The organism is Massilia pseudoviolaceinigra, from assembly GCF_030846505.1.
Classification (GTDB): domain Bacteria; phylum Pseudomonadota; class Gammaproteobacteria; order Burkholderiales; family Burkholderiaceae_D; genus Telluria_A; species Telluria_A violaceinigra.
On the sequence record NZ_JAVCWL010000019.1, the window covers coordinates 24334 to 38684 of the forward strand.

The following is a 14351-nucleotide window of genomic DNA, read 5'->3' on the forward strand; positions in this document are numbered from 1 at the left end:
ACGGAGCAATCGACATGCAACTGCTTAACTACATGCATCTCTACGTGGAAGTCGCGCGGACGAAAAATTTCCGCAAGGCGGCCGATACCCTGGGCATGTCGAGTTCCACGCTCTCGCGCAATATCGCCGCGCTGGAAAAGGAAATCGGCGTGCGGCTGCTGCACCGCTCAACGCGCCGGGTCGAGCTGACCGAGGCCGGCGAGGCTTACTTCAACCGCTGCCAGGGCATCGTGGAAGAAGCCAACGTGGCGCACGAAGCGCTGCGCGGCGAGGCGGCCCACCCGAGCGGCACGCTGCGCATCTCGATGCCGGTGGACTTTGCCATCAACTATCTGGCACCGGTGCTGGCCGAATTTGCCCGAGCCTACCCGATGATCGACTTTGAACTCGATGCCGGCGCGCGCCGGGTCGACCTGCTGGCCGAACCGTTCGACCTCGCAATCCGCATGGGGCCTGCTCCGGCCGCGCCATCGACCCTGGTCGCGCGCCAGCTCGCGCTGCTGGAGCGCCATTTATATGCGTCGCCCGCTTATCTCGATCAAGCGCCGCCGCTGGCCCATCCCGAGGACCTGGCGCATCACACATTGTGCGTCGCCGGGGGCGTCAAGCAGGACGGATGGGTACTTTTCAATGGCGCGGAGAGCATGGCTGTGCCGATCGCGTCACGCTTCAGGTTGAACAGCATGGGGCTGAGCCGCGCGCTGGCGGCCCAGGGGGCCGGCATCGCAGTCCTCGACAACGTGATCGCCCGCGCGGAACTGGCGTCAGGGCTGCTCGAGCGGGTGCTGCCGCAATGGAGCCTGGCGCCGATCCCGGTACACGCCATTACCGATACGCGCCTGCTGTCGGCGCGCACCCGGCTCTTCGTCGATTTCCTGAAGGCGCGTCTGGGCGGGCAGGACTCAGTGGTGCGGCGCTAGCAGCCGTGCAGGGTTGCCGAGCGCCGTGGAGCCGGCCGGCACGTCGCGCGTGACCACGCTGCCGGCACCGATGATGGCATCGTCACCGATGGTCACGCCGGGCAGGATGATGGCGCCGCCGCCGATCCACACATTGCGGCCGATGCCGACCGGACGGCCGAACACCAGGCCCGCGCTGCGCTGCGCCGGGTCGCGCGGATGGTCCGCCGTGTAGATCTGCACGGCCGGCCCGATCTGCGTGCCGTCACCGATGCTCACGCCGGCGACATCGAGAATCACGCAGTTAAAGTTCAGGAAAACGCCTTTGCCGAGGCGGATGTTGTAGCCGTAATCGCAGTGAAACGGCGGACGGATCAAAGCACCCTCGCCCACCTCGCCGAGCTGCTCGGCCAGCAGAACGCGGCGCGCCGACGCCGGTTCGGCCAGCGCCGCGTTGTAGCGCACCATCCACGCCCTTGCCGCCGCGTCGTCGGCCTGGATTTCCGGGTCGCCGAAGCTGAACGCCTCGCCGGCCAGCATTTTCTGTTTTTCGCTCAGAGTCACTTGAAGCTCCTATTGGCCGGGATGGTATTTGCGTTCGAGCTGCTTCTCGATATCCGCCTTGTAGAACAGCACGTCCTTGAACTGGCCCTTGCTGTACATCTCGGCCTGGTCGCTGAAATGCGGCGAGGCCGGATTGCTGCTGTTGCCACCCGCCAGAATGCTCTTGGCGCGCACGCGCGGCCCGAACTCCACGGCCGCCACGAAACTGTTGCCACGGTCCCCGTAAATGCGTTTGGTCCTTTGCGGCGCCACCATCCCGAAAGCCGCCAGCGAACCCCAGCTGGCCGACGCGAACGCCACCGGATAACTCGGCTTGGCGTCGTCGTACTGCTGCCTGACGTCGCCGCTGATGCGCTGGAAGCGGTTGATGTCGCCCCAGGGCGTCTGCCAGGTGCCGAAATCGGCTTCCAGCTTGGCCGTGGCGCGCACCAGCGCCTGCAGGCGCTCGGCCGGCGTAAGGCTGTCGCGAATATAGTCGACCGTCGGCACGCCCTTCAACTTGGCCGCGCCTGACGCCTTCTCGACCATGTCCTGGCCCCAGTAAATGGCGAGCGAGGCCGCTACCGATGACACGCTGTAGCGCCGGTCCCACGCGCGCAGGGCAGCCATCTGCGGCGCCAGCTGCGTCTTGAGCGCGTCGCCCGCCGGCAGTTCGTCATACGCCGCGGACAAAGAGGCGATCAGCGGATCGAAGGCGGTCAGGTGGCTGTCGTAGGCTGCGGCGATCAGGCTATCGAGGGTGAAGTCCTTGCGCTTTTCCAGCACGGCCACGGCATGCAGGCCGCGCGCGTTTTCCGGCAGCGACCACATATACAAGGGATAGTCCTGCTGGCGCGGACTGCTGGTGCCCGAGGCGGCGAACGGCCAGTTGTTGGTGTTCTGGATCCAGCCGCTGGCGGGATTGAACAGCGTGATGGTCTCGTCGATGGCGTGCAAGCCTCGCCATTCGGTGGCCGGATTGCTGCCGTCGACCGGCTTTTTCCAGTCGAAGGCGGTATCGCGCCGGGGCAGGAAGTTCCCGTGGAAGTAGGCGATGTTGCCGTCACCATCCGCATACACGGTATTGTTCGACGAGTTGGTGCGCAGCTCCATCGACTTGCGGAACTGCTTGTAATTGCGGGCCTTGGTGCGCGTGTAAGACTGCATCAGCGCCTTGAGCGGCTCCTCCATCAGCTTGACCGACACCCACTTGCCGCCCTCCTCGCGCACCACCGGGCCGTGGTGGCTGAAGTAGGCGGTGACGGTCTTGCTGGCCATGCCGCTGTCGGTCTTGTAAGGCAGCGTTACCTTCACTTCGCGCAGCGCGCGCTCCCCGCTGCCGTATTTGTAGACGTACTTGCCGTCTTTTTCGGTCACCGTTTCGAGATACTCGTCGATCACGTCGCCGCCGCCCGAGGTGTGCATCCAGCCTGCCTTGTCGTTGAAGCCCTGGTAGACGAAGAACTGGCCCCAGGTTACGGCGCCGTACGCGTTCAGGCCCTCGTCGCTGACGACGTGGACCTCGGGGCGGAAGTAGAACGAGGTGTGCGGGTTGATCAGCAGGAGCGCGCGCCCGGAGGCGCTCAGTTTCGGCGCGATGGCAAAGCCGTTCGAGCCACGCGGTTCCTTGTCGAGTGCATTGGGCGCGTCGGCCAGCGCCAGCGCGCTCTTCTTGCCATAGAACTGTTCCAGGTCCTTGAGGTTGATCGATTCGATGTCGCCGCCGATGCTGCCTTCGCTGAACGCGAGCGCCATCCACGGCTCGAAATGCGTGATCAGGCGCGGCTTGACCGCGGGATGGGTGTGCAGGTAAAAGTTCAGGCCATCGGCAAAGGCGACCATGAGCTTCTTGAGCCACGCCGGACTGGCCGCGTATTTGGCCTTCATGTCCTGCGGCGTGATGTACATCTTCATGCGCAGGTCGCGCCAGATTTCGGCCTCTCCCTCGACTTCCGCCAGGCGGCCCAGCGCGTTGATGTAATTGAGTTCGACCCGGCTGAAATCGTCCTCCGCCTGCGCGTACAGCAGGCCGAAGACGGCGTCGGCGTCGGTCTTGCCGAACACGTGGGGAATGCCCCACTTGTCGCGCATGATGGTCACGCGCCTGGCGATCTTGTTCCAGCGCGCCTGTTCGGACGATACGCCGGCGCGGGTTTCAGGCGCTGCGCCGGCCGACAGCGTGGCGCCGAGGGTGGCGCAGCCTAGCAGTGTCGAGACGAGAATGGGTCGAAACATCGATGAATCTCCTGACGAAAATGGGAATGCGAGGCTGCCGCCCGCGCTGCTACTCGCCGCTGTCGCCCAGGGCCGCGAGGCGCTCCTTGAGGGCCTGGTTTTCGGCGCTCAGGGCGTCGACCTTGCCGCGCAGGGTAGCTACCTGGGCGCGCAGTTCGGTCTCGGCATCGGCTGCCGGCTCTTTCGGCGGCCGGCTCGAAGCCTTTTGCTCGCGCACCTGGCGCGCTGCCTGCTGCAGTTCCTTGCGTCCGCCGGCGACGGCCGCAATCTGCACCGATTCGGGCAGCGAGGCCACGTTGGCGGCGGCGTTGATCGAGATGGTCCCCGAACGCACCGCTTCGACCAGCTGCGGCGTGGCCGCCTTCTGGATGCGTTCGATCTGGCTGATGGTATTGCTCGACACGCGCGCGGCCTTGGCCACGTCTTCGCGCGTGTTCCAGGGCGGCGATTCGGGCACCTTCGGCGCATCCGCCGCGTCCTGCGTGGCAGCCTTCTGCTCCGGTTCGGCGGCGCGCTGCGCCACGCGGGCGGCGACGATATCCTTCTTGCGCAGGGCGAGCACGCCGCGCTGGTAGTCGGACACGCTGCGGCGCGCAAGGTGATTATCGATCATCCACAGCATCACGTCGTCGAGCGTGGCGAAGGTCGCGTTCTGCACGGTTTTGAATTCGATGTTGTGCTTCTGGCAGATTTCGTAGCGATTGTGGCCGTCGATGAGCACATCGTTCCACAAAACCAGGGCGTCGCGGCAGCCCTCGGCCAGCAGGCTGCGTTCGAGCGCGGCGTATTCGTTGGCGGTGAGCGGGTCGATGAAGGAACGCAGTTCCTCGTTGATAGTGATGTTCAATTCGTGTCCTTGTAAGTACTGCGGCGGCCGGACTGCGGCGCGCCGCCACGAATGCTACACCATCCCGTGGGCAAGGGGAATGCGAAGCGGATCGTTCAGGATCCGGGGGCGTCGGCCAGCTGTGCGCAGTACCAGCGGCGCGCGACGGCGGCGATTGGCTCGCCCAGTTTGCGCGCGTCAAAACCATTCGCGCTGATCGTGTCCGCCTCCTCCTTCATCACGTCGAGAACCACCCAGCGAATGAAATCGGCCATGCCGGACAGGTCGAACGGCTTGCGCTGCTCGTGAATGAGATTGTGAAGGCCCTGGCTCAGGCGCGCCTCGCTCACTGCCATGGCGACGAAGTCCGATCTTTTTGCGATCTTCTCGACGCTGACGGCCGCCAGCTTCGTCACGCGCGAGGCGGAATGCTTCTGGCCCTTGACCTTGAACCAGTAGTCCGAGCCCGGGTCATCTAGACATCGCCATACGACGCCCTCGCCCACGCCCTCCTGGCCAAGCGCCAACCCTGCCGGACAGCGCAGCTCGACGGCGCGGGTGATGTCACCCAACATGCCTGGGCCAGGGCGGGCTGCGCAAAGTCGATCACCATGTCGTACTGGGGAAAGTCGGCGATGCTGCGAATACGCGCCGGCTCGCTGATCAGGCAGTCCAATGTATCGACGTCGTACCAGTTGCCGTCAATCCATACCGCGAAAACGACGAACATGGTCGGCAGCCTCGTCAGGGCGACCTTCTTCTGAATCGTGCCGCCGCACCACTCGCCGTACATGACAATCTGCGTGTCTGACGACAGGGAAACCTGCGCCTGCGTGGCAATGAGGCCGACGATACGCCGCAGCTCGTCCATGTGCCCGCTCATATGAGCATGGAAGCCAAAGTTGTCGTCTTCCAGCGTCAGCACGCGCTCGCGCGACTGGAAGCCGATGCCGCTTGGCCCGAACACAACAGCGGCATTACTGCCGTGCAGCTTCACCGAACCGCGAAAACGCAATGCCAAAACAGGCCGACGGTTGTCGTAGACGGGCTCCCCGGCTGCATCGAGCCCGACAAAGTGGGCCTTGTTGCGCACATTCCGGATGACATCACGAAACTGCTTAATCGAGGGAAATGGGATCATTGTTGTTTTTACACCAACTGACAGTTAGAAGTCGATGTTGAGCGTCAGCACAACTCACGACGCCGGCGCGGCGGATCGGTCAGGGATAAAAAGGGGATTTTGCGGAACAGACCTGCGTTCGCGAAAAAGGTGGCGGGGCTTTGAAGACTTCAAAACCCCGCCATTGCTGGTGCCCGGAGCCGGAATCGAACCGGCACGCCCTTACGAGCACGAGATTTTAAGTCTCGGGTGTCTACCAGTTTCACCATCCGGGCAGCGGGCGAGATTCTAGCACAGGATGTGGTCGATACGGCCACTTTTACCGGGAATAGCCGGGCAATGCGCTCGCGTCACCGGCAGCAATTGTCCAATTGCCGTGGGCCTGAGCGGGAAATGTGCACTTGGCGGGGAAATTTCATGCCACAGTCGATAAATAGTTACATAATATACAAGTCATCTGATAACATACAATTTATCTTTGAATAACAATAGAGAGACAAATGACCAATTTCATTCGCAAAACCTTGATTGCCAGCGCCACCGCGTTGCTGGCCTGTGGCGCTTCAACACAGGTGTTCGCCGCCGATTGGCCGAGCGGTTACACGAAGTGCGCCGCCGAGAATGGAACCTGTGTCGTCGGCGCCAGCAAGCGATCCGTTTCTTACGGCGCCAGCAACAAGTGGGTCACCAAGAGCCTGTCCGGCAATGTAGCGTGCACCAACGCGACCTTCGGCGATCCGATCGTGGGCAAAAAGAAGTACTGTGCGATTGGCCCGGTAACGCCGACACCAACACCGACGCCGACTCCGACTCCGACTCCGACACCAACGCCGACTCCAACGCCGACTCCAACGCCAACTCCGACTCCAACCCCTACACCAACGCCGACGCCGGTCGTCGACGCAGGCACCACGACGACCGTGTGGGCCACAGGCTGCGACAGCGGCAAGCCCGCCACCACAGCCGGCACCTGGACCGCGGGCGGCCCCTCCCCCGACCGCGCCAACTACCGGCTGGTCAAGGAGTCGGCGCACTTTGCCTTCTACTCCGACGAAACGGTGTCCGACGCCGACCTCAATCTGGCGGTGAACACGCTTGAAAACACGGTATGGCAGAACCTCTTCAACAGCAATCTGTTCATGCCCGAGCCGTTCTACAACACGGCAAACAAGATCAAGCCCTCGATCCACATTCATTCAACCGACGGCCTGACCGCCGGCGGCTGGGCGCCCGACCGCGTCGGCATGTGGATCGGCCCCGGCGCCCTGAAGGATCACTGGGGCCTGACCCACGAGTTCACCCACGCCTGGCAGTTCTGGATGGCCTACAACGGCGGCCTTGGCTGCCCGGATTCGAACACCTGCGGCTGGATCGCCGAGAGCCACGCGAACTACACGCCGCACCAGCTCCCTGAATACAAGAACGAGACTCACTGCTCCGAGATGCTGGTCAACGCGCCGCACCTGTACCTCGGATCGACCCGCGACCGCTACTGCAACTGGCAGTTCATGGAGTTCCTGAAGGATAAACAGTGCCCGGCCGCGACCAACCAGATCTTCACCACCCCGGGCCCGGACCCATTCACCAACATCCAGAAGTCGCGCGGATGGAGCATCTCCCAGCTCAACGACTTTTTCGGCGACTGGGCCATGCACAACGTGACGTGGGACTACAAGGCCACGCCCGACGCCTTCCGCAACGCCTACGGCAGTATCACCCAGACCGACAAGTCCGAGCGCTTGCACCGTCTGATGCCGCTCGAATCGCTCGACACCAACTGGACCAGCAACCGCCGCTTCGTCTCGCCGCACTACGGCGCGCCGCAGCGATTCGGCTACAACGTGGTGCGCCTGTATCCGGCCAGCGGCGCCACGACGGTCACCGTCAAGTTCCGCGGCGTGAACCAGCCCGGATCCGACGCCGATTTCCGCTGGGGCCTGGTGGCCACCAATGCGCAGTTCACCGCGCCGCGCTACAGCGCCTTGCAGAAGGGCCTGGACGCCAACCTGACCTACAAGGTCAATGCGGGCGAGCCGCTGTTCCTGGTGGTGACGGCCACGCCGGCGGTGTTCAAGACCATCGTCGCCGAACAGGAGTACGGGAGCATCTGGCGCTACCCCTACATGATCGAACTGGCCAACGCCTGGCCGCAGGGCTTCCAGAACGGCCAGCGCGACCCCTGCCCATCGGGCACCGCGCGTCACGCCAACGGCGGCGGCTGCGCGCCGTCGACGACACCGGCGAGCGTTTATGTCGGCCCGTATGCCACGGTACTTGCGGGTAACTCGGTGACGGGCAATGCCCGCATCGAAGACCAGGCCATCATCGCCAACGGCACGGTATCGGGTGGGACGGTGGGCGGCTTGAGCGTCATCGGCGAGAGGGGCAACAATGGCGACAACGCGTTTATCGTGGGCGGCTCGGCGCAGGTACGCACTACCTTCTATCCGCTCGGTTTCTTCGAGCGCGCCCAGGTCGCATCCGGCACCTTGAACCTGTACGGCGATGTGGAGTACCGCGGAACGGGCCTCAATCTCAGCTCCGGGAACCGGTCGGGATTCGTCGACGCCACGTCCACCGTGGGGTCGGCTAACGACATCAACACCAAGGCCCGGCCGGTGTGGCAGCCATGATCGGCACCTCGCGGCATCTGTAATACGAAGCCCAGCCTCATCGCCGCAGCAGGCGGTGGGGCCGGTACATCTGCGCGTCTCAGACTCCAGCGCTCAATAAAGGCTTTCAAGCGGACCATCCTTCTCCCTAACATCGGCTTGTGAAACTTTGGCAATGATACAATTTACGCAAAGCAACATCCGATTTTACCTTACCACTTTGGAGAATGATGAACACCCACCTGACGCTGCGGAACTTCCTGATTGCCGGTTTATCTCTCCACAGCGTCGCATCGGCGGCGCCGCAACGAGCAGGTACCCCGCTGCCCAAGATCGCCACCGAGGTAACGACCACGATCAAGCCGGCCTTGGGCCAGGTCTCGAAGGCCGAAATCGGCTCGCCGCTATATGTCGTACAGTCGGAAAAGAAGTCGACCACCTACCGTGCGGTGATCAAACAAGATGTGCAGAGCGAAATGGAGCGCGGCTACAAACTGGCCCTCAAGGCTGGCTTTGCGAGCGACCTCGTTTTACGTAACAAAACAGTCCCAATGATTTGCACGACCGCGGATTCGGGCGGTTTCAAAGGTCTCCTGTTCGGTAACAATAATGTCAGCGCCTGCCTGGTTGACCGGGAAGGCAAAGGGGTTTTCGATGCCTCGACATTTGCCATGTATGACGTCTATTTTCCTCTGGCTTCTCCAGTCGAGTACAGCGTGGAAGGAACGGACAAGGTAGAAGCCTATAAAGATGCTTTCCATGTCGAGGTGCTGTACCAGGGCGTGAGCAAAGGTGAAGTGAAGATAGCCTATCGGGAGTTCATGAATAATATGGCGCGGCCGGCGTTCAACCAGGATTTGTCGTACGAACTCAATCCCAACGGCCCGACCAAGATCGGTTTCAAGGGCTTGCGCTTGCGCGTGCTGAAAGCCGACAGTGAAGGCATTGAGTATATCGTCGACCAAGCCATCACAACCACGCCTGCGGAAAATCCATAAGGCACGCAGCCGCACTGCGCACCGGGGGGCGGCTGCTCCCCGCTATCGCTGTTTGCATCCGCATTCACGACGATGACGAGCCTCTGATCAATACCTTCGCAACATAGTTGTTGAACTTACTCAATTGTTGAGCTAGCATGAGCTCACCCTTTTCTGAAATTTTACTACACGGTTTTTTTTGCAGGGGCACACAAGCAGCGCGAGGACCACACTCGCGCGCAAACCACAACAAGAACGAGACAGCCCCATGCACACAGCCATGAACACGACGGAGATCTTTCTCCTCGCGATGCTCCTTATTTTCTCCATTCCCTATCTCGTCTGGCGGGTCTGCAAGACCGACTATTACGCGCCACTGGTGGTGGTGCAGATCATCACCGGCGTGCTGCTCGGACCGGGCGTGATGGGGGCGATTTATCCGGATTACTACAAATTCATCTTCAACCCGTCCGTCATGCTGGCCATGAACGGGATTGCGTGGTGGGCGGTGATGATCTTCGTGATGATCGCCGGCATCGAGCTCGACCTCAAGCAAGCCTGGGCCCACCGCCGCGAAACGACCATCACATCGAGCCTGGCCCTGGGCGTGCCGCTGGTCTTCGGCGCGGCGGTCGCGGCCGGCATGCTCGGCTACGCGGGCTGGATCGGGCCCAAGGCGATGACCTGGCAATTCGTGGTCGGCGTCGGCATGGCCTGCGCGGTCACGGCGCTGCCGATCCTGATCCTGCTGATGGAAAAGCTCGACATCCTGCGCCAGCCGATCGGCCAGCGCATCCTGCGCTACGCCAGCCTGGACGACATCGCCATCTGGGGCGTGCTCGCCCTGATCCTGCTCGACTGGGACCGGGTCGGGCGCCAGGTCGGTTTTTTGCTCGCCTTCGGCATCGCCACGGTCGGCTACCGCCGCCTGATGGTCTGGCTGCCGGAACGCGACCGCTGGTACGTCGGCCTGATCTGGCTCGCGCTGTGCGGCTTCGGCGCCGACTGGGCCGGCCTGCACTTCATGGTCGGCGCCTTCCTGGCCGGCGCGGTGATGGATGCGCACTGGTTCGACCAGGCCAAGATGGACCTGATGCGCCACCACGTGCTGCTGGCGATCATGCCGGTGTACTTCCTCAGCACCGGGCTGCGCACCAACTGGGACATGGGCAGCGCCGCGGTTTTCATCGCCGCCGGTGCGCTGCTGGTGGCCTCGGTCGGCGGCAAACTGATTGGCGCGCATATTGCGGGGCGCATCCTCAATTGGAAAAAGGGCGAAGCGGGCATCATCGGCTGGCTGCTGCAGACCAAGGCGCTGATCATGATCATCTTCGTCAACATCCTGCTCGACAAACAGATCATCACCAGCGAAACCTTCACCGCCCTGCTCCTGATGGCGATCGCCAGTACCATGCTGACGGTGCCGGTGGTCTACCCGCGCCTGCAGCAGATGAAGGAAATCATCTTCCGCAATACCTGACGGCGCGTCCTCAGAAGGTCGTGCGCATGCTCTCGAGCACGCTGTGCGGCTCGATCGGATGCGCCAGGCGTCCGTCAATGCCGCGGCCCCATTACTCGATGTCATGATTTCCCAACCGGGGTCAGAGCTCTGACTCGAAACATTTCCCGTGATTTCCCAACCGGGGTCAGAGCTCTGACTCGAAACATTTCCCGCACGACGACGAACAATCCGGGCTTTCCCCAAATTTTGTTCAATCAATGGCCGTCGCGCCTCACAAAAACGGGATTCATTGCCGACTCTGCAATTAATTGCTAATCAGAGCTCTGACCCCGGTTGGGCGACGTTGGCTTGTCAGCGGGCGCGGGCGCGCGTAGCAATAGCAAGGCAATGCATCGACGTCAGCAATAAATGACCAGAACCACCCCATGCCGCTGGGAACGCCAGCCGGGGAAATATGATTTAAGATGCAGCACTTCCCCCACCTCGCCCCGCCTGGCCCTGCCCGCACCATGAAACTTTACGAAGCGCTCGCGCGCGATATCTCCGAATCGATCCTCAGCGGCGTGCTGCAGCCGGGCGACCGCTTGCCGTCGGTACGCAAGACCAGCGCCAGCCGCGGCGTGAGCCCGGCCACCGTCTTCGAAGCCTATTACACGCTGGAGGCCCAGGGCCTGGTGCAGGCCCGCGAGCGCTCGGGATATTTCGTCAGCGTCGGCGCCGCGCGCCTGCCGCCGGAACCGGATACGGCCTCGCGCCCGGCCGAAGATGCGCTGCCGATCGCCATGAGCGAACGCGTGTTCGACCTGCTCGAAACCACCATGCGGCGCGACGTGGTGCCGTTCGGCTCGGCCTTTCCCAGCCCGCTGCTGTTCCCGCTGGCGCGCCTGGCGCGGGTGATGAGCACCAGCGTGCAGCAGCTCGACCCGTGGGCCAGCGTCGACGATCTGACGCCCGGCAACGCGCGCCTGCGGCGCCAGATCTCGCTGCGCTACCTGATCGACGGGATGACCGTGCACACCGACGATATCGTCGTCACCAACGGCGCGCTGGAAGCATTGAGCCTGTGCCTGATGGCGGTGGCGCGCCCGGGCGACGCGGTGCTGATCGAATCGCCCGCCTTTTACGGCTCGCTGCAGGCGATCGAGCGCCAGGGCCTGGAGGCGATCGCGGTGCCGACCCACCCGCGCGACGGCATGGACCTGGCCGCGGCCGAACGCGCGCTCGAACGGCACCGCCCCAAAGCCTGCTGGCTGATGACGAACTTCCAGAATCCCCTCGGCAGCCTGATGCCGGACGAGAAAAAGCGCGACCTGGTGCGCCTGCTGGCGCGCTACCAGGTGCCGCTGATCGAGGACGATGTCTTCGGCGAGCTCTATTTCGGCGACAAGCGCCCGCTGCCGGCCAAGGCCTTCGATACCGAGGGCCTGGTGATGCACTGCTCGTCGTTCTCGAAATGCCTGGCGCCTGGCTACCGGGTCGGCTGGGTGGCGGGCGGACGCTTCACGCGCCAGCTGGCGCGCCAGAAGCTGGCCAGCACCCTGACCACTTGCGCTCCGGCCCAGGGCGCGCTGGCGCTGTACGTGGAAAAAGGCGGCTACGACCGCCATCTGCGCCTGCTGCGCCATACGCTCGCTTCGCAGCAGGCACTGTTCATGGAGGCCGTGCGCCTCCACTTCCCAGTGGGCACACGCGTCACGCGGCCCAAGGGCGGCTATCTGTTATGGCTGGAGTTGCCGGGCGAAGTCGATGCGCTGGCGGTGCACGCGGCCGCGCTGGCGCAGGGCATCAGCGTCGCGCCGGGACCGATCTTTTCGCCGCAGCCGGGGTTTGAAAACTGCCTGCGCCTGAACTACGGCCATGCGTGGGACGCGCGCGCCGAGGCGGCACTGGCCACCGTCGGGGGCATCGTGCAGGCGCAGCTGACACGCTAGTCGCGCCCGTCCTTGGTCTGCTGCAGCGTGAACCCGATCAGGCGCGAGACCACCGCCGCCAGGTAAATCAGGCCGACGAACATTTCGACGCTGGCCAGCGCGCGCGCATGCGCCGTGAGCGGAATCACGTCGCCGATGCCGGTGCTCGAGAGCAGCGCGAAGCTGAGGTAATTGAGTTCGGTCCAGGTGCGCGCATCGGCCGCGTTGACGGCGGCCGCGTAGGTCCCGGGATGCATGGCCTGCACCAGCACGAACAGGTGGGTGAAGCCCCACGCGATCAGGGTAAAAGTGGCGCCGGCGGCGAACAGTTCGTCGGTGGTGGCGAGGCGGTCTTCCATCATGTAGGCAATCAGGCTGGCCGCGGCGTAGAAGTAGAACAGCGCTTCGAGCGCCGACGACCATGGCAGCAGGCCCTCGCGCCCGAAGACCATCTGCAGCACCAGCAGCACGATGATCGGCAAGGCGATGCCGGCACTGATCCAGGCGTGGCCGGGCGTGCGCCGCACCATGCGCGTGGTGAAGCCGAGGACGACGATGCCGAAGGCGTTGAACACCACCAGCCCGCTCGGCGTCGATTCGATGAAGGGGTACAGCAGCATGCCGAGCAGTTGCACCATCAGCAGGATGGCGGACGGGTGGCGGTGGGTGCTGCGCATCAGGCTGAAAGCGTTCATGGTCAAAAAAGTCGTACGGAAAGACGGCATTGTAGACCAGTCAATACGCGCGCTGTCCACCACGTGCACGAAATCGCTGCAAAGTAACAGGCGCGCGCGGACGACGACGCCTCAGGAAGCGAGCGCCAGCGGCTCCCGGTCCGCCGCCGGCGCGGGTTTGAGCAGCAACAGCTGCCCTTCCAGCACGCGGAACACCAGCGGCGCATTCAGATGCGTCACTTCGCCATCGATGGCGACCTTGATGCGGCGCCGCCCAACCAGCCCACGCTGCTTGACCGTCATGCTGGTCAGGCCGAAGGCGTGCAAATCGGGCGAGTCGCCCAGGCGCCCGAGCGCGCCGCGCAGCAGCAGGGCCAGCATGCCGAACTTGCCCACCACCTGGGGCGCCAGCGCGGCCAGCTTGCCATCCTCGATGCGCTCGGCCAGCGGCGCGATGCCGACCTGCTCCATCTGCAAGCGGTTGTTGCCGACGAACAGGGTGGAGGTGCGCAGGGTGCGCGTCTTGCCGTTGAGCTCGACTGTGATGTGCAAATGCCGGTAGGAACCGAGCACCGTCTTGAGGGCCGACAGCAGCGCCACCAGGCGGCTGCGTCCGTACTGTTTCTTGTCGATCTCGCGCTCTTCGAGCAGCTTGGGATACAGGCCGATGCTGGCGTTGACCAGGAAGACCTTATCGTTGACCAGCCCCACCTGCACCGGCTCCACGCGCGCCGTCAGCAGCGCCTGCACGGCCTCGGCCAGGTCTTCCGGAATCTGGTGGGTGCGGCCGAAATAGTTGAAGGTGCCCTGCGGCAGCACGCCGAACTGGCAGCCGCTGTCCACCGCCGCGCGCGCGACGGTGTTGATGGTGCCGTCCCCGCCGGCGGCGACCAGCACGCCACCGGTGTCGCGTGCGCGCGCGGCCATGTGCCCGGCGATGCCGGCCAGCTCGCTGGCTTGCTCGACCACGGCCAGTTCGAACTCGCGTCCGGCGGCGGTGAGCAGGTCTTCGATGGTTGTACGCTGGAGTTCGGTCTCCGCGTGACCAGATCCGGCATTGAGAATGATAAAAAGCGGCGCGGGCATGTGGGCT

12 protein-coding genes and 1 tRNA gene are annotated in these 14351 nt (G+C 63.7%); 5 read left to right on the forward strand and 8 right to left on the reverse strand.

Annotated features, from left to right (window positions below; genetic code table 11):
- Positions 1 to 14 precede the first annotated feature (14 nt).
- Positions 15 to 920, forward strand: coding sequence for a LysR family transcriptional regulator (locus RBA40_RS18965; RefSeq protein ID WP_306649318.1), 906 nt, complete (start codon positions 15 to 17; stop codon positions 918 to 920).
- Here RBA40_RS18965 and RBA40_RS18970 read toward each other — a convergent pair.
- From RBA40_RS18970 to RBA40_RS18995, 6 genes are all read right to left on the reverse strand, one after another.
- Positions 903 to 1439, reverse strand: a complete 537-nt coding sequence (locus RBA40_RS18970; protein WP_374710521.1) for a sugar O-acetyltransferase — start codon at positions 1437 to 1439, stop codon at positions 903 to 905. The two genes, RBA40_RS18965 and RBA40_RS18970, sit on opposite strands and share 18 nt — an antisense overlap.
- A 33-nt stretch (positions 1440 to 1472) precedes the next feature.
- The gene (locus tag RBA40_RS18975) at positions 1473 to 3677 is read right to left on the reverse strand and encodes an acylase (protein WP_306649320.1); all 2205 of its coding nucleotides are present in this window, start codon (positions 3675 to 3677) and stop codon (positions 1473 to 1475) included.
- Between the two features lie 49 nt (positions 3678 to 3726).
- Positions 3727 to 4524 (reverse strand): hypothetical protein, encoded by a 798-nt coding sequence (locus tag RBA40_RS18980; protein WP_306649321.1) that lies wholly within the window; start codon positions 4522 to 4524, stop codon positions 3727 to 3729.
- A gap of 95 nt (positions 4525 to 4619) precedes the next feature.
- Positions 4620 to 5009: a hypothetical protein gene (locus tag RBA40_RS18985; protein ID WP_306649322.1), complete on the reverse strand. Its 390-nt coding sequence runs from the start codon at positions 5007 to 5009 to the stop codon at positions 4620 to 4622.
- Complete coding sequence (locus tag RBA40_RS18990; RefSeq protein WP_306649323.1) at positions 4979 to 5644, reverse strand: RNA ligase family protein; 666 nt, start codon at positions 5642 to 5644, stop codon at positions 4979 to 4981. Before RBA40_RS18990 ends, RBA40_RS18985 begins: the two co-directional genes overlap by 31 nt.
- 167 nt (positions 5645 to 5811) lie before the next feature.
- Positions 5812 to 5898: transfer RNA gene (locus tag RBA40_RS18995), tRNA-Leu, on the reverse strand.
- 225 nt (positions 5899 to 6123) lie between these two features.
- On the opposite strand from RBA40_RS18995, the gene RBA40_RS19000 reads away from it, so the two are divergent.
- The 4 genes from RBA40_RS19000 to RBA40_RS19015 all read left to right on the forward strand — a co-directional run bounded on the left by RBA40_RS19000 (position 6124) and on the right by RBA40_RS19015 (position 12605).
- Positions 6124 to 8256, forward strand: coding sequence for a DUF6055 domain-containing protein (locus RBA40_RS19000; protein ID WP_306649324.1), 2133 nt, complete (start codon positions 6124 to 6126; stop codon positions 8254 to 8256).
- Positions 8257 to 8462: 206 nt separating this feature from the next.
- Complete coding sequence (locus RBA40_RS19005) at positions 8463 to 9233, forward strand: hypothetical protein (protein WP_306649325.1); 771 nt, start codon at positions 8463 to 8465, stop codon at positions 9231 to 9233.
- 247 nt (positions 9234 to 9480) lie between these two features.
- Positions 9481 to 10692: a cation:proton antiporter gene (locus RBA40_RS19010; RefSeq protein WP_306649326.1), complete on the forward strand. Its 1212-nt coding sequence runs from the start codon at positions 9481 to 9483 to the stop codon at positions 10690 to 10692.
- Between the two features lie 491 nt (positions 10693 to 11183).
- Positions 11184 to 12605: an aminotransferase-like domain-containing protein gene (locus tag RBA40_RS19015; RefSeq protein WP_306649327.1), complete on the forward strand. Its 1422-nt coding sequence runs from the start codon at positions 11184 to 11186 to the stop codon at positions 12603 to 12605.
- Here the strand turns inward: RBA40_RS19015 and RBA40_RS19020 are convergent.
- On the reverse strand, positions 12602 to 13279 hold the full coding sequence (locus tag RBA40_RS19020; RefSeq protein WP_306649328.1) for an ion channel: 678 nt from the start codon (positions 13277 to 13279) through the stop codon (positions 12602 to 12604). The two genes, RBA40_RS19015 and RBA40_RS19020, sit on opposite strands and share 4 nt — an antisense overlap.
- A 111-nt stretch (positions 13280 to 13390) precedes the next feature.
- Positions 13391 to 14344, reverse strand: coding sequence for a diacylglycerol/lipid kinase family protein (locus tag RBA40_RS19025; RefSeq protein ID WP_306649330.1), 954 nt, complete (start codon positions 14342 to 14344; stop codon positions 13391 to 13393).
- Positions 14345 to 14351 lie beyond the last annotated feature (7 nt).

Excerpts from the sequence above, each read along its gene's own strand:
- RBA40_RS19010 (WP_306649326.1), top strand. The coding sequence starts at position 9,481 with ATGCACACAGCCATGAACACGACGGAGATCTTTCTCCTCGCGATGCTC.
- RBA40_RS18970 (WP_374710521.1), bottom strand. The coding sequence starts at position 1,439 with ATGCTGGCCGGCGAGGCGTTCAGCTTCGGCGACCCGGAAATCCAGGCC.
- RBA40_RS18965 (WP_306649318.1), top strand. The coding sequence starts at position 15 with ATGCAACTGCTTAACTACATGCATCTCTACGTGGAAGTCGCGCGGACG.
- RBA40_RS19015 (WP_306649327.1), top strand. The coding sequence starts at position 11,184 with ATGAAACTTTACGAAGCGCTCGCGCGCGATATCTCCGAATCGATCCTC.
- RBA40_RS19025 (WP_306649330.1), bottom strand. The coding sequence starts at position 14,344 with ATGCCCGCGCCGCTTTTTATCATTCTCAATGCCGGATCTGGTCACGCG.
- RBA40_RS18990 (WP_306649323.1), bottom strand. The coding sequence starts at position 5,644 with ATGATCCCATTTCCCTCGATTAAGCAGTTTCGTGATGTCATCCGGAAT.
- RBA40_RS19020 (WP_306649328.1), bottom strand. The coding sequence starts at position 13,279 with ATGAACGCTTTCAGCCTGATGCGCAGCACCCACCGCCACCCGTCCGCC.
- RBA40_RS19000 (WP_306649324.1), top strand. The coding sequence starts at position 6,124 with ATGACCAATTTCATTCGCAAAACCTTGATTGCCAGCGCCACCGCGTTG.
- RBA40_RS19005 (WP_306649325.1), top strand. The coding sequence starts at position 8,463 with ATGATGAACACCCACCTGACGCTGCGGAACTTCCTGATTGCCGGTTTA.
- RBA40_RS18975 (WP_306649320.1), bottom strand. The coding sequence starts at position 3,677 with ATGTTTCGACCCATTCTCGTCTCGACACTGCTAGGCTGCGCCACCCTC.